Annotated in this window: 19 protein-coding genes; 3 read left to right on the top strand and 16 right to left on the bottom strand. The window is 56.9% G+C overall.

The annotated features are described in order from the left end of the window. The first annotated feature begins 172 nt into the window (after nt 1-172). Nucleotides 173-1,114, top strand: coding sequence for a nucleoside hydrolase (locus GZH47_RS24860; RefSeq protein WP_162643705.1), 942 nt, complete (start codon nt 173-175; stop codon nt 1,112-1,114). A 210-nt stretch (nt 1,115-1,324) separates the two neighbouring features. On the opposite strand, the gene GZH47_RS24855 is transcribed toward GZH47_RS24860, so the two are convergent. Both GZH47_RS24855 and rpiB read right to left on the bottom strand, forming a co-directional pair. Further along, nucleotides 1,325-1,879, bottom strand: coding sequence for a helix-turn-helix domain-containing protein (locus tag GZH47_RS24855; RefSeq protein ID WP_162643704.1), 555 nt, complete (start codon nt 1,877-1,879; stop codon nt 1,325-1,327). Between the two features lie 189 nt (nt 1,880-2,068). Further along, on the bottom strand, nt 2,069-2,536 hold the full coding sequence (gene rpiB / locus GZH47_RS24850; RefSeq protein ID WP_162643703.1) for a ribose 5-phosphate isomerase B: 468 nt from the start codon (nt 2,534-2,536) through the stop codon (nt 2,069-2,071). A 430-nt stretch (nt 2,537-2,966) separates the two neighbouring features. On the opposite strand from rpiB, the gene GZH47_RS24845 reads away from it, so the two are divergent. Then, complete coding sequence (locus GZH47_RS24845) at nt 2,967-4,013, top strand: LacI family DNA-binding transcriptional regulator (RefSeq protein WP_318653428.1); 1,047 nt, start codon at nt 2,967-2,969, stop codon at nt 4,011-4,013. A gap of 171 nt (nt 4,014-4,184) precedes the next feature. Here GZH47_RS24845 and GZH47_RS24840 read toward each other — a convergent pair whose 3' ends face one another. Beyond that, nucleotides 4,185-5,795: a glycoside hydrolase family 28 protein gene (locus GZH47_RS24840; RefSeq protein ID WP_162643701.1), complete on the bottom strand. Its 1,611-nt coding sequence runs from the start codon at nt 5,793-5,795 to the stop codon at nt 4,185-4,187. A 352-nt stretch (nt 5,796-6,147) separates the two neighbouring features. On the opposite strand from GZH47_RS24840, the gene GZH47_RS34690 reads away from it, so the two are divergent. Beyond that, nucleotides 6,148-6,648 (top strand): pentapeptide repeat-containing protein, encoded by a 501-nt coding sequence (locus GZH47_RS34690; RefSeq protein ID WP_162645416.1) that lies wholly within the window; start codon nt 6,148-6,150, stop codon nt 6,646-6,648. 351 nt (nt 6,649-6,999) lie between these two features. Here GZH47_RS34690 and GZH47_RS24830 read toward each other — a convergent pair whose 3' ends face one another. The 13 genes from GZH47_RS24830 to GZH47_RS24770 all read right to left on the bottom strand — a co-directional run bounded on the left by GZH47_RS24830 (nt 7,000) and on the right by GZH47_RS24770 (nt 19,797). Further along, entirely contained in the window at nt 7,000-7,533 is a 534-nt protein-coding gene (locus tag GZH47_RS24830) for a hypothetical protein (protein WP_162643700.1), read from the bottom strand. Nucleotides 7,534-7,696: 163 nt separating this feature from the next. Then, nucleotides 7,697-8,191: a GNAT family N-acetyltransferase gene (locus GZH47_RS24825; RefSeq protein ID WP_162643699.1), complete on the bottom strand. Its 495-nt coding sequence runs from the start codon at nt 8,189-8,191 to the stop codon at nt 7,697-7,699. 47 nt (nt 8,192-8,238) lie between these two features. Then, entirely contained in the window at nt 8,239-9,441 is a 1,203-nt protein-coding gene (locus tag GZH47_RS24820; RefSeq protein ID WP_225446200.1) for an MFS transporter, read from the bottom strand. Between the two features lie 100 nt (nt 9,442-9,541). Then, on the bottom strand, nt 9,542-10,906 hold the full coding sequence (locus GZH47_RS24815) for a polysaccharide deacetylase family protein (RefSeq protein WP_162643698.1): 1,365 nt from the start codon (nt 10,904-10,906) through the stop codon (nt 9,542-9,544). Between the two features lie 154 nt (nt 10,907-11,060). After that, the gene (locus GZH47_RS24810; RefSeq protein ID WP_225446577.1) at nt 11,061-11,822 is read right to left on the bottom strand and encodes a carbohydrate ABC transporter permease; all 762 of its coding nucleotides are present in this window, start codon (nt 11,820-11,822) and stop codon (nt 11,061-11,063) included. 89 nt (nt 11,823-11,911) lie between these two features. Next, nucleotides 11,912-12,862 (bottom strand): carbohydrate ABC transporter permease, encoded by a 951-nt coding sequence (locus GZH47_RS24805; protein WP_162643697.1) that lies wholly within the window; start codon nt 12,860-12,862, stop codon nt 11,912-11,914. Nucleotides 12,863-12,986: 124 nt separating this feature from the next. Beyond that, nucleotides 12,987-14,270, bottom strand: a complete 1,284-nt coding sequence (locus GZH47_RS24800) for an ABC transporter substrate-binding protein (protein ID WP_162643696.1) — start codon at nt 14,268-14,270, stop codon at nt 12,987-12,989. A gap of 25 nt (nt 14,271-14,295) precedes the next feature. Next, nucleotides 14,296-15,270, bottom strand: coding sequence for a Gfo/Idh/MocA family protein (locus tag GZH47_RS24795; RefSeq protein ID WP_162643695.1), 975 nt, complete (start codon nt 15,268-15,270; stop codon nt 14,296-14,298). Beyond that, entirely contained in the window at nt 15,267-16,286 is a 1,020-nt protein-coding gene (locus tag GZH47_RS24790; RefSeq protein ID WP_162643694.1) for a Gfo/Idh/MocA family protein, read from the bottom strand. The genes GZH47_RS24795 and GZH47_RS24790 overlap by 4 nt, the downstream gene beginning before the upstream one ends. A 14-nt stretch (nt 16,287-16,300) precedes the next feature. Continuing rightward, nucleotides 16,301-17,146, bottom strand: a complete 846-nt coding sequence (locus GZH47_RS24785; RefSeq protein WP_162643693.1) for a sugar phosphate isomerase/epimerase family protein — start codon at nt 17,144-17,146, stop codon at nt 16,301-16,303. A 6-nt stretch (nt 17,147-17,152) separates the two neighbouring features. Next, nucleotides 17,153-18,130 (bottom strand): Gfo/Idh/MocA family protein, encoded by a 978-nt coding sequence (locus GZH47_RS24780; protein ID WP_162643692.1) that lies wholly within the window; start codon nt 18,128-18,130, stop codon nt 17,153-17,155. Nucleotides 18,131-18,149: 19 nt separating this feature from the next. Beyond that, entirely contained in the window at nt 18,150-18,986 is an 837-nt protein-coding gene (locus tag GZH47_RS24775) for a sugar phosphate isomerase/epimerase family protein (RefSeq protein WP_162643691.1), read from the bottom strand. Between the two features lie 232 nt (nt 18,987-19,218). Continuing rightward, nucleotides 19,219-19,797 carry a VOC family protein gene (locus tag GZH47_RS24770; RefSeq protein WP_225446199.1) on the bottom strand — a complete coding sequence of 193 codons (579 nt, stop codon included), beginning with the start codon at nt 19,795-19,797 and terminating at the stop codon, nt 19,219-19,221. Between the last annotated feature and the right edge of the window lie 56 nt (nt 19,798-19,853).

Genomic DNA, 19,853 nt, shown 5'->3' with positions numbered 1-19,853 from the left:
AAATATACACAGATATCAAGCGGACGACGGCAATTATCGAACGCGATGTACAGAAATCAAACACCGGCGCCTTTGATTTGTGCACATTTCGATCCGCCTCACCGTCGCCTATAATGGACACATCGCCGCGAGTGGACGGCTACACTATACCGTGATTAAAGAGGTGCAACTTATGAACAGCCCTACATGGCCGCGTCTTGACGACGCACGCATGCTGGAGCGGCTCCAACATCCCCAAGGCCGGATCAAAATGATTCTGGACACCGACGCCTTCAATGAAGTCGACGATCAATTCGCGCTTGCCTACGCGCTGCGCTCCCCGGAGAAGATCGACCTGCTTGCCATTACGGCGGCTCCGTTCTTCAACTGGAACTCGACCAGTCCCGGCGAAGGCATGGAGAAGAGCTACAACGAAATTTTCAATATCTTCAAGCTGATGAACTTGACGACGGCGCCGCCGGTTTACAGAGGCTCCCCGAATTTCATGACCGGTCCCGCAGAGCCGGTGCAGAGCGAAGCCGTCGACAAGATCATCGAGCTCGCCCTGGCGGCCGACGATGCGGAACCGCTCTACGTGACGGCCATCGGCGCGATTACCAACGTGGCGTCGGCGATCGCCAAGTACCCCGACATCATTCGCAAAATCGTCGTCGTCTGGCTCGGTCCGAACGCCCATTGGTGGCCGACGCAGGATATTTTCAACGTGTCGCAGGACTACCACGCGTCCAGTATTATCTATGACAGCGGCGTTCCGCTCATCGTGCTGCCCTGCCATAGCGTTGCCTCGCACCTGCTGACGTCGACGTACGAGATCGATGCCTGCCTGCGCGGACGGAACAAACTGGGTACCTACTTCAGCGATCTGTTCCATGGCCGGTTCGAGCGTTTCGGACAAAATCGCCCCGGCTGGTCCAAGGTGCTGTGGGACGTCTCGGCCATCGCATGGCTGCTGAACGAGGAATGGGTGCCTTCCGTCGTGAGAAGAACGCCGATGCTGAATCCGAACTTCACGTATTCCACGGACGATACGCAGCATTTCTACAAGGAAGCGATCGATATCGACCGCAGCCTCGTGTATATCGATATGTTCGCCAAGCTATCGCAGCCGGATTAGCGTCGTTCTGTCGACCGTACAAATAGGGCACTCCTGCATGCATGGAGCTAGCGAATCGCTTGCTCGCGCATGTAAGAGTGCCCTATTCTTGCTGCGTTACTGCCGCCCTTTCCGGCGGATCACGCGGCTATGCGTTAATACGGTCATACGGTTGATAGCGTTATGGATGATAGATTATTGATGATAGAGTATTGATGATGACCACTTGCATTATGCGCTCATGCAGCTTTCCCGATATTGCCCCGGCGTGATTCCTTCGCTCCTTTTGAAAGCGCGGATGAAGCTGTGCACGTTGGTGTAGCCGACCGCCGCGCTGATCTCGCCTACGGTTAGACGATCTTGGGATAGAAGCTGCTTGGAGCGCTCGATCCGTTTCCGGGTCAGCAGGTTATAGAAGGTATTGCCCGTATATTGCTTCAGCAGCCGATTGAGATAAGTCGATGAACAGCGCATCGTCTCGGTAAGCTGGTCGAGGCCGAAATCGTTCTCGTAATGCGCCTCTATATAGGACAATGCCTCCTCTACCTTGCGCTCATTGCGATCCATGCCGCTTCGATAAGCCTCATCCGACAGAGGCATCGCTTGATGCAGCGCGGAGGCCAAATACCGGTAAATGAAGTCGAGCGCGTCCGCGGCTGGCGCATCTCCATGCTTCAGCTCCGGCGCGCCGGCGTCCGGCTGATGCGGGATCCGGTGAAAGACGCTGCGCAGGATGAAACCGCACAGCGCCTCGAGCTCTGTCCGGTAGGCATATTCCGTTGACAACGCTAGGCCTCCCGTTTCCAGAGACGGGGTCCAGCCAAGCTTCTGGCTGCCGGACGACAAGAAAGCATAAGGTGAAGTTGTGGTTTCATACGACGCGTTATGCACGGACACGCCTCCTGCCTGAGTCATTTAGGATTGCAACGATTGCGAGCCTTAACATGATGCGGCGCATTCTAGCGCCTGTTTTACCTACTCGGGCTTTATCATCGAAGCGGCTTCGCGCTCCAACACGGCCAGCTTCTCGACTCTTCTGCGAAATTGTTCTTCCGTGCTGAACGTCGCCGTGACATACGAGGATATCAGATCCTTCACGAGCCAAGCGCCGACGATCTGCGCGCCGACGCACATGACGTTGACGTCGTCATGCTCCACGCTTTGATGCGCCGAGTGATAGTCGTGGCAGACCGCCGCGCGAATGCCGGGAATCTTGTTGGCCGCGATGCTTGCGCCTACGCCGGTTCCGCAAACCATGATGCCGCGTGCCGCTTCCCCGCGCAGAACCGAATGGCAGACCAAGCGGGCAATATCGGGAAAATCAACGGCATCGGCGCTGTAGCAGCCATGGTCGACAACGTCGCAGCCGATCGACTTCAGATGTTCGGCAACCGCCGTCTTCAGATGAAATCCGGCATGATCGCAGCCTAGTGCAATAATCATTTCGATAACCTCCATAGTTTTGGTAGCAAACGCGAGGAACATATATGACATCGTTGCCATTTTGAATCGAACAGCAGCATGATGCGGCTGCAAGTAAGCATTTAAGCGGCGGATGAAGACATGGTTACCATTGTCCGCAATAGGCGGGCTACTGGATAGAGGCGAGATACTGGATAGTTGCGGAATAGTCAGGAATAGCGACTAGAATCTATTTTGGCAACGTTGCCAAAATGGTCAAAATAAAAAACTTACACTGCTTCTCTCACTGCCCAAGCCTTAAGCATGTAAGCCTTTTCGTGCCAATAATAGCCTACCTCCGACTGACTGTCAACCGCATTCTTCGCATTTTTGCCTGCAGACTGGTATTTTCTCTTGCCGCCCTTTACAATTCGAATAGATGGTATCGTTAACGCGTTTATAAGCAGCCACAATCGCCCAAGGAGGAACGCATATCAAAAAGCCAACCATACACGATGTCGCCAAACAGGCGAACGTGACTCCCTCCACCGTATCCAGAGTCATGAACGATTCCAATCTCGTCAAGCCGCGTACCAGACAGCGGGTGCTTGAAGCCGTCCAAAGCCTCGGCTACGTGCCGAACAAGGCAGCGCGCATGTTCAAATACGGCAAAAGCCGAATCATCGGGCTTGTCGTCAGCGCCCAGCATATCAGCGAGCTGATCTACAACGCCGGCTTCCAGGCGCAGTTCAAAGCGTTGACGGAGAAAGCTCATAACGAAGGATACAATATACTTATTATTACTTCTGCGGATGCGGATTCCGAAACGTATTTCGACGTCATTAAGAGCCAGGCGGCCGACGGCTTCATCATTATGAGCCCTTCCGCTAACGAATCTCTGGCCTCCATGCTGGAAGAAGCCGGCATTCCGTACATATTCAATATGAAATATTCGAACAACCCCGCAGATATCTACTATGCTTCCGCCGATGATTTCGAAGGCGGCTATACGGCAGCCAATCATTTGCTCGAACTCGGACATACCGATATTCGCTTCATCGTCGGCAGCGTCAAAGGTCAGATCATCTCTTTTAACGGCGATCGCATTCGAGGCTTCATGAAAGCACTCAGCGAATACGACATTCCCTTTAGGGAAGAAATGATCGTTCGCATCCCCGGACAGCTGGAAGAAAGTTATGCCGGCATCCATCGGTTATTCCAAACGGAGAAGCCGACGGCGCTGATGATTTCCAATGAAATCACGACGGTCGCGGCGTTGAATTATTTTCACGATCATGGCATCCGAGTGCCGCAGGATCTATCCGTCATCGGCTTCGGACCTTCCGAGTTCTTCCGCGGTCTGCGGCCGAATCTCACCAATGTGAGCTTCGACATTGCTTGGTCCAGCGGCCGGATCGTCGATATGCTGCTGCAGCGAATCGAACGCGGGCCGGTCAGCCTCGAACCTGCCATGAAACCCAAGCTCAACATCCAGGACAGCACTGCGCGTAACGAGTAGGCAAGTATGACAAGCGTATGTGTCCGAGTGTGAGGAAGTTTTCGTGATGGATGGAGAGAAAGCCGGTTCCGCAGGCGAACGCAATCGCCTTTGGAACCGGCTTTCTTCTTGCTTGTTGCTTGCTGCTAGGCGCATGGCATTGTTGGAGACTTGAAGATGATGACGGCGAACCTACTCGCCAAACTCCGTCATATGAAGCAGATTGTCCGTTCGCGGCTCGACAGGCGTTACCGCTTCCGATACGTCATTGAGCGCGAACAATCCGCATGTCGTCTCTCCTTCCAGCTTCAAGAAGATCCCGGTGCCTGGTTTTGCCACGCTGTGCAGCACCCTGGCTTTGCCGCCGTCGCGCAGGCAGATCGCCGCGCCTTCGGAAACGTCGCAAGGCTGCGGCTGCCTGCCCGCGAAGCCGTCGATCGTCAACTCTTTAAACTGCTCGATTTCCAAGCCGTACTTCATATAAGCCGGCAGCTTGCCCTGCCAGTCGATCGCGAAATTGCGAATCGTCAGCCCGTCTACGCAGCCGGCATATAAACCCGGAATGTCATGGGCGAACACGTTCTTCTTCTCGTCAATCGCCGGACGGAAGTCGAAGTTGCCGCCGAACGACTCCTGCAGCGGGCCTTCCCGCACGGTCAGCTTGACGTTCTCCAGCGTAACGCCTTCGATATAGCTGTCCGGATGGCCGGCAATGACGATGCCTTGGTCGCCCGTAGCCGTAATGCCGCTGAACGTGACGTTGCGGATCTTTCCGAGCTTGCCCGTAAACGCCGGACCGGTATGGACAGGCAGCGGGATGACGGAAATATGGATCGGCTCGCCTTTGCCCCACCACTTCCCTTGATGCAGGCGCGTCTCGATGATGATGTTGGAGAATACGATATTTTCGAGCGGTGCGCCCTGCCGCATGAACAAGCCGATTCCGCGATTGGAGTCGCGGATAATGATGTTGTGGAACAGGAAATTGCGAATCGGATATGCATCCCAGCCTACTCGGATACCGACCGAGCGCGACGTGATCGTGCAGTTCTCGACGACGATATTCTCGTTCGGGCTTTCGCCGTAGCCCTCCGCGCAAGGGCTGAACGCGAGTCCGTCGTCTCCCCCTTCGATGTGGCAATCGCTGATACGGACATTGCGGCTGCGGCTGACGTCGATGCCGTCGGCATTCGGTACGAGAAGGCTGTTCTTGATGGTCAGCCCCGTCATGCGTACATCTTCGCAACGGCCTGCGTGCACGCACCAGTTCGGAGAATTCCGAATCAAGATATCCGAGACATGCACGTTGGAGCAGTGGAGGAACAAGACCAGAATGCCCGGTCGCTCCTTATGCTTGACCGGCCCGTCCACCGGATTGTCGTTCACGATATGGTAGGCGTCGCCTTGTCTCGTATATTCCGCACTGAAGTCGCGCAGCAAATCCGGCTCCCCATCGAGCATGAACGCGTCGCTGTTGCCGTCGATTGTACCGCGCCCCGTGATCGCGACGTTAACGGCACCGATCGCGGCGATCAGTACTTGATCCCGGAATTCGCTCCGATGTGGAAGGCGCGGGTAATCCGCCATGTCCGGGCTGCCCAGCAGCACCGCTCCCGCATCCAGATGCAGCGTGATATGGCTGCGCAGCTCGACCGTACCCGTTACATACGTACCGGAAGGCACCCGGACAGTGCCGCCGCCTTGCTCATGGCATGCCGCGATCGCCCTGTTCAATGCCTCCGTATCTTTCGTCCGACCGTCTCCCGTTGCTCCGTATTGCCGCACGTTGAACATTTCGCTCATCGCTCTCGCCTCCTTATTCGTGGTGGACTATGGTTATGCTATCAATATCTAACGTTACTCGAGCGTGTTGGGAGCTCGGGCAGCGCAGAGCCACTGCAGCTCTGGGGGAGATCAACAGTAGAGCAGCGCAGGCCGAGCTCATGTTATCATTATAAAAACTGCCTCATCGCGAGCGCTATAGAAAATCCTTGTGATTTATTGTCTTCTAATAGCTGATTTGTTGCGCGAACACGGGAAGATTCCAAAAAAGATTTGCTCCGGTATCGGTGAACGCAGCAAAGACCCGTCGAATTGACGGGCCTCACTCTAGAGATCTCGATCTAAGCGGTTATCCGGGGATTCCTTTGAGGAAATCCACTGCCGGGGAAACCGCCACCGGGAAAGCCTCCTCCGGGGAAGCCTCCTCCGGGAAAGCCGCCACCGGGAAAGCCGCCTCCGGGGAAACCGCCTCCGGGGAAACCGCCTCCGGGGAAGCCGCCTCCGGGGAAGCCGCCTCCGGGGAAGCCACTTCCGGGGAAGCCACTTCCGGGGAAGCCGCCTCCGGGGAAACCGCCTCCGGGGAAACCGCCTCCGGGGAAGCCGCCTCCGGGGAAGCCGCCTCCGGGAAAACCGCCTCCGGGGAAGCCGCCTCCGGGGAAGCCGCCTCCGGGGAAGCCGCCTCCGGGGAAGCCGCCTCCGGGGAAGCCGCCTCCGGGGAAGCCGCCTCCGGGGAAGCCGCCTCCAGGGAAACCGCCTCCGGGGAAGCCGCCTCCGGGGAAGCCGCCTCCGGGGAAGCCGCCTCCGGGGAAGCCGCCTCCGGGAGCGGCGCTTACGGGGGAGCCGCCCAGCATGCTGCCCAGTAAACCTCCCTTAGGGAAACCGCCGCCCAGCATGCTGCCCATTAAGCCGCCCTTGGGGAAACCGCCGCCCAACATGCTGCCCATCAAACCTCCTTTAGTTAAACCGCCGCCCAGCATGCTTCCTAAAATACCGCCCGGGAGACCGCTTCCAAGTAAGCCGCGCTGCTGCCAACCATCTGCAGGTGAATACCAGTAACCATCTATCATAAGCTGTTGCCTCCGATGCAGGATGTCATTGCGATATTCTATGCCCGCATCGGATATCGTGACACTTGCCTACTCATCAAAATAACGCTCACGTAACGTTAGTCGCTATAATCCTGTCACGGCGACAGCTTGTTAGGAGCGGACACGACGAGAAAACCCTATAGCGCCCCCACTGCTCCTTTTATCATTTCATCATACTCCGCCTTATCAGCTGGAATCTTGAAGTAGATGACGAGTATATTTTCTTTCTCGTAAACGCTGGGAACGATAACAAAGTTAGCGCGAGCTACTTTGTCTTGCAATGCTTGATGACCCTCATTTCGCGCCTGCACGGAATCAAAGACAAAAATGTACACATCTACGTTCGCATGCAAAGAACCATCCACTTCATCCGTATCGGATTTGTCCATGGTGTATGTATCTATGGCAAATGTCGTCGCCCGAACATCATTTAGCACGTCAAAAGATGAACTGCCGCCCTCCGGTGTAAGCTGCAGCAATTTCAAACCTTGGTTTTCCAATGCTTGCGTAACCATTTCCAGCGTGACGTTACTTTCATGATTGTGTGCAGTATTTCTTACAGTAATTCCTTCAGTCTTTGTTTCACGATTATTTTCCCCGTCACTTCCACTTGCGCAGCCGCTCAATACAGCGACCAATACAAGGATACTAACCATCATCCGAATCTTCATTTCAGCATCCCCTTTTTCCCCCAGGTACCCCTATAACGTTTCAGTCTGACAATAATGTTGCAACCGCGCCTTTTTGCCTGCTAAACAAATAAAGGACCGCCGGAATGGCAGCCCTCATGAAACAACGATTATTGCCCCCGGTCACGCATAGCTGGGCCAACGGCTAGAGTTGTTTCTCCAGTACAATTTCGTCCCGAATCGGGATATCATAATAGCCTACTAGCGGGATCGTCGGCTTCAGCTTCCGAGATTCGGCTATGGCATCGGGATAGATGGCCGCTATTCGATAACCGCGTCGTTGATAGAAGCGTAGCGCATCGATATTATCGTTTGTCGTCAGCAGCCACAGACGATGAACCCCTGCCTGCCTTACAGCCTCTTCCGCCGCGGCAATCAACCGGCTTCCGATGCCTGCGCCAATGACAGTCGCATTAAGGCTCGTTAACTCGCATTCGTCACGATCTAGCAGATAGCTAGCTGCTCCCACTCGCATGCCATCCTCCCACGCTATGAGAGCGCTCACGTCCTGCGGACCATATGCGCGGCCCCGCGAGATCATGATTTCGCCGCCCCACTCGCTTATCCATAAACTGCGGAACCATTCCCTATCTTCCTCGGTCTGCGGCGGACGGATTTGAACGTTCTTGGCTTTCTCCATCGTCATCACCCACTACATGATATTGAAGAATCTCTGAAGATATGCGTCTAGGACTTGTATTCGATTGCATTCACCTTATGGCCTCTCGTCTTCGTCCGCGTCCAATACGCCGATGCGCCGATAATAAGCAATGCCGCCAGAACCAATGTCGCGGGAATGGCGAATATCGCCGGCCGGTAGCCCGGTACGAGAAAAGGAAGCAGATAGCCGATGAGCGAGGCCGTCTGGGTCAGAGACACGTAGACGCTGGAACCGAAACCGACGCGCGAATGAAACATGCGCTGCACATAGCCCATGGCTACGCCGTACAGCACGGAAACAAAGAACGAATACAACGGCTGCACGAGGAAGAATACCGCCATCGGCGGACTGAACGCATACGTCGCGTAGACGACGAGCGCGAAGAAGCTCGATAGGATCATAATCCGTTTGCTGCCGTACCGGGCCGCCCAATAACCGGCCAGCGTCATGAACAGCAGTTCGAAAACAGCCTGCACGCTCCACAAGTAGGACATCGTCTGCGGCCGCTCGAACAGCTGGACGACGACAAGCGGCAGGTACAGTCCGCGCAGCGAATCCGCGCAGCACAGCAGCAGCAGCGCGGCCAGCATGACGAGCGAGAAAGGTTCGCCCGTGCTCACGTTTTTCGCGGCCTTGCCCTCGTTCTCTTTGTAAAGCAGCAGACAGAGGAAGAGCAGCGCGTAGCCGAGCAAATTCCCCCAGAGAACGCCCCGGAACCCCGCGAAGAGATACACGTTCGCGCCGGCCAGCAGACCGGTGAAGAATCCGACGCTGAGCGTCGCCCGAAGCCAGATTTGCGCCATTTCGAAGAACGAGGCGGCATGAAGCATCATGTGGTTGCGAGCCATGGCGAACAATTGCCCCATGATGAGACCGGAAGGCGCCGAGGCAAGCACCAGCCCGAGCAAGGCCAGCGCATAACCGTCTGCCTGCATGTACAGCAGCAAACCCGCCATGCACAGCGGCACCGCATAAACCGTCAGCCTCTTCTTCTTCGCCATGCGGTCGCTGATCAAGCCGATCGCGATCGTAGCGGCCAAATTGAACAGCAGCGAGATCGAGAAGATCGAGGCGATCTCCACCTTGCTCAAACCGATCCCATCCCGCATGTACACGGCGTTCATCGGTGCCAAGATGCCGCTTCCGATCCCGTACAGGAACATGCCCGCGATTAATGGGGCCGCGCCGCGGATTTTGAAAAACGACCGAAAATCCTTCAACCATGTCAAGGCTTACGCACGCTCCTCATGCAAACACCTTCGCCTGGACCGGCAATCCGATCGGCGAAGGTGATCAAGGTGATTATAGTGATTATAGTGATTATAGTGATTAGAACAAAGCAGGCTTGAGCGTCCACGTCTGCAATTTGGACATCCGCACGATGTTCGGCACGCGGAAGTCCTCCGGGAAGATGATCCAGCCTTTTCCCCAGAAGTCGTCGTCCTTCGCATGCTGCTGCGACCGAAGGCGGCCGCGGACGACGGCCACTTCATCCTCGTCTGTCAGCCCGTCCCGAATGACCTTCGCCAAGGTGCACGTCAGATCGACCGGATTGACGCTCGCTTCTCCGACCTTGAACGTATCGGGAAGCTGCTTATAACCGAATACGTCCGGATACGGCTCGGCGATCGCCTGCTTCAACGCCCGCACGGTGACGACCGGGCTGCCGCCGCTTGCGACTTCCGTTTCCGGGCCGTAGATCAGCTCCGGCGCCAGCGGCCGGTCCAGCAAATAACGGCTGAACAGCGAATGCGTATCCGAAGCGGACAGCGAATAGTCGTCGATCTCCTTGAAATACAGCTCGCCGTCTACGTCTTCCGCCAGCTTCCGGACCTGCTCTTCGGATAGCTCGCCCTTGCTGGACCGTTCGAGCTCCCTCGCCTGCGCCGAAGTGATGAATTCGACGTTGTCCCTGGACAAGATATAATCGAGGAACTCTCCCAGCATGGCCAGGTACTTCTCCATTTCCCCCGGCGGCCGGAGCGGGCTGGCCGGCTGCCATTCGGAACGCGGCGGATTCTTCCCTCTGGCGAAATTCACGTCGTCCCAAAACCGCGGCGTGTTAAACTCGTTCGGATGGTACACGATGCTTACGAATCCGACGGGCTCACTGGATAACTTCTCGTAGATCGCATCGAACTCCTGCTTCGCCGTCTCCAGCCCGTCTTCGACGAGCTCCATTCGCATGAATCCCGTCAGCTCCATGAAGTTGAGCAGTCCGCCGTACCAATAAGGACGGCTGTTCAACGTCACCTGCTCATGATTGTCCAGGTAGACGGGAACGCCCCATTTCAAGATGGCGGGAAACGCCTGCGGCGCCCAAGCGCCGCCGGGCTGGCCGTAGCACTCGTTCGGCATGCCGGTGATCCGTTCTACATCCTTCAGTCCGGCATATTCCTCACGGTCGAAACGTTCCGCGCCGTCCTTGAATCCCATATGCTCCAAGTATTCGCTGATGGTAGGGTGAACGCTGTGATAGTCGGTATGATAGCCCACCTCATGATTGCGGAGCTTCTCGATAATGTCCTGCCGGCCGAGCTCTACCATCATTCTGGCCTTCTCGCCGACCAGTTTGAAAATCCCCTGAATTCCCCGCGAATCGCATAGATCGATCAATCCCCGGAACCCGTCCATCGACTCCGGCGTCGTGTAATCCTCCACATCGAACCAGAACAGCACTTTAATGTTGGCCAATTCGTATCGCCCCTTCTGAATAGAACCTTTTGACAAAAATCCGGATGTTCCTGCTTGCTGCACAAATTTATAATGACCTGACCGGCAACGGTCGAAAATGCTGCAACCCGGCGTCGCGCTGCCTCGCGCGCTTTCCATCCTACATCCACGTCGCTTAACCTTTAATTCCCGAGAACGTGATGCCTTTGATGACGAATTTCTGCAGCACGAGGAAGAAGATCAGCAGCGGAACGGTCGCCATCGCGGCGCCTGCCATCAGCAGCGGCTGCTTGGAGACGTAGACCCCCTGCAAGGAGTTGATGCCTACGGACAGCACTTTCATCGAATCGTCGTTCGTGACGACCAGCGGCCAGATAAAATCGTTCCAGCTCCACAAGACGGCGAAGAACGTCAGCGCGGAGAGGGCCGGTACGGTGAGCGGCAGCAGAATGCGCCAGAAGATCGTCCAGGGATTGCAGCCGTCGATAATCGCCGCTTCTTCCAATTCCTTCGGCAGCGACATGAAAAACTGGCGAAGCAGAAACGTTCCGTAAGCGGAGAAGATGCCGGGCACGATCAGCGCCCGATACGTGTCTACCCAGTGGAAACGGACCATCTCGTAATACTGCGGAATAAGCAGCACCTGAGAAGGCACCATCAGAATGGCGAGAACGCCGATGAAAATGACATTTCGCCCCGGAAACCGCAGACGGGAGAAACCGTAGGCCGCCATCGAGCAGAAGATCACCTGCGGAACGGTTCTCCCGACGGCTACCATGATCGTATTCATATAATACCTACCGAACGGCACCTGCTCGAATATCTTTCCATACCAGGAAAAGTCCGGATGGGTCGGGATCCATACCGGCGGAATCTGGACGGAATCCGCATAGGTCTTGATCGAGGTCGTAATCATCCAGCAGAAAGGAAGCAGCATCGTCAGTGCCCCGAGAATCAAGATTAGATGAATGAAAATACGCGTCGCGACGCTTGTCTCCTGTTTGCCATTCACGTCCTGCTCCCCCCTTATTCGTAATGAACCCACCTTTTCTGCAGATACATCTGCACCATCGTAATGAGGAAAATAATGACGAACAGCACCCATGCCTGAGCGGACGCATAACCGATCTTGAACCAAGTGAAGCCGTTCTGGTAGATCGAGTAAACCGCCGTGCGCGTTGCATCCTGGAGCACGCCTCCGGCTCCCCCCCCGTTGGAAGGCGGCGTCAGCATGAAGACGAGGTCGAACACCTGGAAGGCGCCGATCAGACTCGTCACCATCACGAAGAAAATCGCCGGCGTCAGCAGCGGCATCGTAATGTGGATGAACCGGCTCCAGCCCGTGGCGCCGTCGATCGCGGCCGCTTCATAATACGAATCGGGGATTCCCTGCAAGCCGGACAGCAGAATAATCATGTTGTAGCCGATTCCGCCCCAGACAGCGATTATCATGACGCTCAGCAGAATGAACCGCTCGTCCGTAATCCAATTGGGACCGTCGACGCCGACGAGCGACAATAAATAATTGATCAGACCGTTGCTGCCGTTATACATCCATTTCCAGACGACCGCTATGGCGACAGGCATGGTGACGGAGGGAAGAAAGAAGATCAGCCGGTACGCGTCCCGCCCTCGCATCTTCCTGTTAAGCAGCACGGCGATAATAACGGATAAAATAATGGTGCACGGAACCGTTACGACCGTATAGATCGTCGTGACACGCAGCGACTTGAGGTAGATATTGTCGGCGAACATGTCGGCGAAGTTGGCAAAGCCGATGAACTTGACGTCGCTCGAACCGTCCCAGCTCGTGAAGCTGAGCACCAGCGAGGCGACGATGGGAATGATCGTGAAGATCAGCAGCCCGATGACGACAGGTCCGATAAAGAAATAGCCCCAGAGCATTTCCTTCAAGCGCATCCGGGACTTGACGGCAGGCCTGGTCAAGGAAAGTCTCGTTTCACTCGCTAGCCGCATGCGCGTTCCCCTCCCCATGCTAAATGAAATGCCGGCGCTGGTCTTGGGCGGCGCCGCGCATTCCATTGCGGTATTGAAGCGGAAGGGCCCCGGTCGAATTTCCGGCCGGGACCCTTTCCGGGTCTTATTTGGCGGCCGAAAGCAGTGCGTTCGCTTCCTCGGTGACCTTCTTCATGCCGTCTGCCGGAGACTCTTTATTGAGCCAAATGTTGGTCAAGTGGGTCGCGACCGTCGTTTCCCATTCCGGATCGAATGCGGTCGGATAAGGCGTGGCGAATTCGGCGGACTCCGTGAAGATCTTCAAATTCATCGGGAGCGCCTTGACCCACGCGTCCTGCGTGCCTTTCAGAGCGGGAATGACCGTGCCGCTGTCCGCCTGCAGCATCGCGACTTCCTTGGAGCCCAAATATTTAATGACTTCCCACGTCTCGTCCTTATGCTTCGTGTTGGCGTTGGCGACCCAGGCTACGCCGTGAATGATGTTCCCTTTGGTCTTCTCGATCGGCATGAACTGCACGTCCACCTTATCCTTCAGGACATCGTAGTACGGCTTTGCCATCCAGGAACCGTTCATGATCATCGCGACCTTGCCGGATTGGAACAGTTGGGTCGGGTCGTTGTCGGTCATATATTGACCGTCGGGGGAGGATTTGTCTTTGTACATCAAATCATAGAGGAATTGGATCGCTTCAATGCCTTCGGGGCTGTCGTATTGCAGGGAAGTCCGATCGTCGCTCATCGGCTTGACGCCGTTCTGGACGAAGAACGGATAGATGACTTCCTGCGTCGAGGCAGGTACGGCGATGCCCCATTGCGTCGTCTTGTCGCCGGAGCCGATCGTCAATTTCTTGGCCGCGTTGCGCAGATCTTCCCATGTCCATTTCTCGGTCGGGTAAGGGACGCCGGCTTTGTCGAACAGCTCCTTGTTATAGAACAGCCCGATCGTATCGTAGTCCTTCGGCATGCCGTAAACGCCGTCCTTGGAATACAATTTCACCAGCGCATCCGGGAAATCCGCCATGGAGAAGCCGTCGCGCTCGATCAATTCATCGTACTTGAGCAGGAATCCCTTGGATTGGAATTTGGGGAAGTTCGGACCGTTCATCCACATGATATCGGGTCCGTTCTTGGCGGCGAGGGTGGTTTGCAGCTTCGTATAATAATCCGCTCCCGCGTTCAACTGTACCTTGAGGTTGATTTTATCCTGCTTCTTGTTGAAGTTGTCCGCGATTTGCTTCATCGCCGCTTCCTGTTCCTTCGCCGGAAACCACCAGACCACATCGACCTTCTTGCCGTTCGAACCCCCGCTGGATCCCTCTCCGTTATTGCCTCCGCCGGAAGAACAGGCTGCCGCGCCGATCGCGAACAGAATAACAAGCACGAGAAGTGCCGTACGGTTCCTCTTCATACTGAGCCCTCCTTGAATGGAATATTCAAAGCTCGATAGCTCGCCCCGACAGATGCGAGGCCAAGGCCGATCTTACGACCCGAAGCGTTGCCAGGCCATCCTCTCCGCTGATGGAAGCGGGTCTGCCCTCCCGGACGATAGCGAGAAAATCGCCGACAAGCCCTTCGTCCAGATCATCCGTCCAAAGCATCCATTCCGTCTTATCCTTGACGTCGTTGTAGAAGACGGACGCTTGCTTGTGCAGGTCGAGATGCAGCGTCCCTTTCGTTCCGGTGAACGAGATGACGAGGTCTCCCCAGATCGGATAGGAAGCCGGTCTGGACCAGCTCGGATCGATCGCGGCAATGATGCCAGATTCCATCTCGAGCAGCACGATGCCGCAGTCTTCGACTTCGATATCATGCAGCCGGGTATCCAGTTCGGCGTGAACGCGCGTCACCTTCTTCTCCAGCACCCAGAACAGAATATCCATCACGTGCACGATGTGGTCGACGGCCGCGCCGCCTCCGGACAACTGCGGGTCAATGAACCAGCCGCCGGGCATTTTGCCGTGATTCGTCGCGTTCACCCCGATGATGCTGCCGAGTTGACCGCTGCGAATCAGCTCCCTCGCTTGCCGGATCACCGGCGAATAGCGGACGGGGAATGCGATTTGCAGAATGACGCCGTTGTCGCGGCAGGCCCGGATCATCGCTTCCGCGTCGTCCGGGTCGACCGCGATCGGCTTCTCGCAGAGCACATGCTTGCCTGCTGCGGCCGCAGCGATCACATGCTCCTTGTGCCTGGCATTCTCCGAACAGACGATGACGGCCGCCGCGTCGGTCCGCAGCAGTTCGTCAAGCTCCCTGTAATACGGCACGCCGTAGCGCGACGCGGCTTCCATGCCGCGGGTTTCGTCTTCGTCCCACACGGCGGATAACTCGGCATCGGGCGAGGCCGTCAGATGCTCCGCATAGCTGTAAGCATGCATATGGGCGAAACTGATTACAGCCACCTTCACGGCGTCACCTCCTTGGACGCTGTCCTTGACAATGTCACGCTTTCGCCGGTTCGGGCGGATGCGATCGCCGCTTCCGCGATTTCCACCGCTTTGAAGCCGTCGTAGGCGGTGATCAACGATTCGCTGCCCGTTTCCAGGCAGCGGACGAAATGCTCGAGCTCCTTCTGCAGCGGACTCTTGTTCGCGATCAGCTCGGGCACGATAACGCCGCCCTCCGATTGCTGCAGACCGGAGCGCTGCCGGAGCAGGAGCGGCGCGTTGTTCGCCATATTCTCCACGATCATGCCTCCCGTGCCGGTAATCTCGAAGCTGCTGTTGAATTCCGTATGCGCCCACGAACCCTCTACAAGCGCAATCGTGCCGTCTTCCATCCGCAGCGTCACCAGCACGTATTCCAGCGGACCGGCCTCCGAATCCCGGGACGCGCGTCTCGCCGTCACCCGCTTCACCTCGCCGAAGGTCCAGCGCAGCCAGTCGAAATCATGGATCAGCAGGTCCATCAAGAGCCCGCCGCTGCGCGCCTCGTCCGCGAACCAGTTGTCCCAGCCCTGCGGATAAGCAGTCGTGCGGGACATCCGGACCACTGCAGTCCGGCCGAGCTTGCCCGACTTGACCAGGCGATGCGCACGTTCGTATTCCGGACAGAATCGCAGGTCGTGTCCGACGAACAAGCGCACGCCGCGCGCCTTGCAGGTCTCGACCAGTTCCTCCGCTTCCCGGGCATGGAGCGCGAGCGGCTTCTCGCAGACGACATGCTTGCCCGCGTTCGCGGCTTTCAGCACGAAGGCATGATGCAGGTAGGAAGGGACGCAAATGTCGAGCACGTCGAAATCCGCTTCGGCGAGCAATTGGTCAAGTCCGTAATAGGCCTGTACGCCGAATCGCGCGGCCAGCCGCTGCGTCTTCTCCGCATGCTGCCCGGAGATGCCGATGAATTGCACGCCGGGCATCCGCGACCATGCTTCCGCATGGAGTTGTCCCATGGTCCCAAGTCCAATTAACGCTACTTTAGGCATCCGCGGCTCCTTCCTCACGTTTCGCTTGCCTGCACGAGCAAGCGCTCCAGATTTGTTCTCGCCCGTGCCACCCGGCGATCCAGCTCCTCCAGCGGCAGCGGCGTTCCGTCGCCGTCGAGCTTCTCGACCACGACCGGTCCGCTGAATCCCGCTTCCGCCATTTGCCGGAACATCGCGGCGAACGGCATGTCTCCTTCGCCGGGGACGGGAAAGGCATACCGTCTCAGCCCGGTTTCATGATCTTTCGCGATAAACGAGGCGAGCAGCGGCACCACCGATTCGAACCCGGGCAGCGGGTCCAATCCCTCGTAATAGCTGATGTTGCCGGGATCGTAGCAGGCTTTGACGCTTGGCGATCCGATGGCGTCCACCGTGCCGCGCAGCAGCTTGGCCGTCGCGGTATTCCCAGTATGGGGCTTGAGCGAGACGACCACGCCGAGCCGCTCCGCTTCTTGCGCGAGCCGGGCGAAGAACGCCGCGAACTCCCTGCTGTTCGTTTCATATTCCTCCGCCGACAACGGCTCGTCTGGGAAGCGATGGTAGCCCCAGAAGCCCAGCGCGTTCACTTCCGGAATACCTAATGCATGCGCAAGCCGGATCTGCTGCAGCGCCCCTTCCACCGGTTCCGTATGGTGCATCTGCGCATGGGCGAGGAGCATGGCCGGCTCAAGCCCGAACCGGGTCAACAGCTCCCTTACCCGCTCGACCGATGCTTGATCCTCCGGATCGACGACGGACGCGTTCCTATGCGGCGTTCCGAACGCCACGTAACGATACCCCGCCCTTGCAATGCCTTCCAGCGCACGTTCGAACGGATGCGCGGCATAAGGCAGCGTCATGCAGGCAAGCTTCACGTCCATCGCGAGCTACGCCCCCTCGCCCAGCTGTACCGGATTACCGCTTAGCGCAGACTGATTGGCGGCCAGCGTAATTTCCACCGTGCGCAAGGCATCGTCATACGGCGCCAGAATGAGCGACCGATTCCCGGTAATCACGGCATCGATGAACGCGCTGTCCTGGGCGAACATGATGTCCTCCGTCTCGCTGTTCACCGTTTGCGTGCCTTCCTTGTCCGTAATCGTCAGCTTGGAGCCTTCCACCAGCACGCGGAAATCCTTCCCCTGCACCTCTACGCCTACCCGGTGATCCGGCTGAATAAAGCAGGTATCCACATGCCCGATCGCGCCGGACTCGAACGTTAGCGCTACCGTGCCGACATCCGGAATGTTGAGGTTCTCGATGTCGCCCATGACGCGAAGTGCCATCTGCGCATAGACCTTGCTGACATCGCCGGCAAGGAAACGAACCATGTCCACGGTATGCGTCGTCTGCTCCACGAGCTGCCCGCCGGACTTGGCCATGTCTCTCCACCATGGGGTGGAAACGAAGCCGGTCATATAGTGGGCGCGGACCATGCCGATCGTTTTGCCCTGCAAATACGCCCTGGCCTTGGAAGCCGTGTCCAAATACCGCAGCACGTAACCCGAGGAGCTCATAATGCCCGCATCGCGAATGATCGCCGCTTTCTTCCGAATGACGTTCATATCCAGACCGAGCGGCTTCTCCACGAACAGATGAATCCCTTTCGCGCAGGCCTTCTCTTCGATATCGCCGTGGGCGAATGGCGGTACGCAAACGAACAGCGCATCCACCTCTTCCGCGTCCAACAGCGAATCGAAGTCCGAATAGGCCTGCATCCCGTATTTTTCCGCGGCTCTGTGCGCGCTGGCCTGCACGACGTCGCATACAGCCGTCAGCTGTACCTTCTCATTCCTGACAAGCGCCTCCATATGGGCGGACGCAATGCCGCCGGCGCCTACGAATCCGACTCTCACCTTGCTCATCCGTCGAGACCTCCTTCGCCTATTGGGCGCTTCCGCCCAAGATGATATCCAAATGCCGTGCCGTATCGTACGCGGTTTGATACGGATTCGCCGCGTAGATGTTCAGCTCCGCGGTGAGCGTATCCGCATAGCCGATTTCGCGAAGCGCCTTGCACACTTCCGGCCAATCCACATCGCCCGCCAGCAGAGGGACGAAGCCGGTGATATTGCCGACGTTCAGCTTGAAGTCCTTCACGTGAACCTTGCGAATCCGCGGGCCCAGAATACGAATCCACTGCTCGGGAAAGCCGAAATTGAGCACGTTGCCGACGTCGAAGTACGCGCCGACCCAGGAAGATCCAAGCTCGTCGATGTACCGGGCCATCTCCAGCGGCGACAGCAGAAACTTGTTCCATACGTTCTCGATGGCGATGTTGACGCGATTCCGCTCCGCGAGCGGCACCAGCTTGGCGAGCTCCGCCTGGCTGCGCCGGTAAGCGACATCGTAGCCGTGATCGCCTTCCTTCTTGACGAACGCCGGAACGACGAGGATGGTATCGATGTCCATCGCATGGGCCAGCTCGATCTGCTTCTCGACGATGGCCCTTCCTTTGGCTCTGGCATGCTCGTCTTCGGAGGACAGGGAATTCGCCCACATCAGTCCGGTCGACAAGCTCCTTAATTGAATGCCGTACGACTCCGCCTTCCGTTTGATGCTTTCCGCTTCAGCCGCCGTAGATTCCAGCGTCAGTCCAACCCCGCCCGGCTCGTACAGGTTCAGCTCGACCGCGTCGAAGCCGGCTTTGCTGCTATGCGAGAACAAGGTGTCGAGATCCGTTCCTTCTGGAAAGCACCACTGATTAATCCCCTTCAGCATTGCATCATCTCCTTCACCAGCCTTGTCTTGTACAGATTAATCATAAAGTGACGGGGACAGGTGCGAATAGAGGAATCTCATGACCTTTCGTAGGAGGCTGATGACTTGTTTTACCGGGCAGCGGATGCCGTGAAAAGCCAATAGCAAAAAAGCCATCTCGATGACGAGACGGCTTCGGCTTGGCTTTGGCTTATCCTGTCCGCAACTTGGCTGATGCCTGTACACGTGCAGTCTATTCGGCTGTCTTGCTGACGCTTCCGCCAAACGTGATGCGGTAACCGTCCGCGTCTTTCATCGTAAACTCGCTCCAATGCTCCGAGTAATGCGGGCCCCTCACGATTTCCACGCCTAGAGCGGCGCATTGTTCGGCCAGCAGATCGACGGCATCGGTGTAGGCGTAAGCGTCGAAATACAGTCCGCCCGCGAGCGACGATGCCGGACGGACGTCCGATGGATTCGTCGCGGGATGCAGAATTAACGTTAGATTCCCTCTTGAGACATGGACATGCGACACGTCGGGGCCGCCGATCTCCTCGTAGGTAAAGCCAAGATTTCTGTAGAAGCCGGCTGATGCCTGCATGTCCGCTACGACCAGCACGATCGCCGATCCGGTAATATGGGCTGTTGTTGCCGCTTGTCCGTTCATTGCATCCCGTCCTTCTCCGCCTGAAATGACTGCCTCGTTCATCGCATTGCCTGCCGCAGCTGCAGCATCGTTGTGTCTGGCGCTATCAATCGCCTTCAACGCTTTAGGAACGAGTGCCGGCTTATAACCGTCGGCATCTCGAATGAGCTCCATATCGATCGCCACGTCATACCTCCTCCTTATGTTATCAATTTACCACATGGTGGAAATGTTGGTTATGT

Origin of the sequence: Paenibacillus rhizovicinus, assembly GCF_010365285.1 — a bacterium.
GTDB classification, from domain to species: Bacteria; Bacillota; Bacilli; order Paenibacillales; family Paenibacillaceae; genus Paenibacillus_Z; species Paenibacillus_Z rhizovicinus.
The sequence above is the reverse complement of the archived record's forward strand: the minus strand, read 5'-3'. Positions and strand labels throughout refer to the sequence as shown.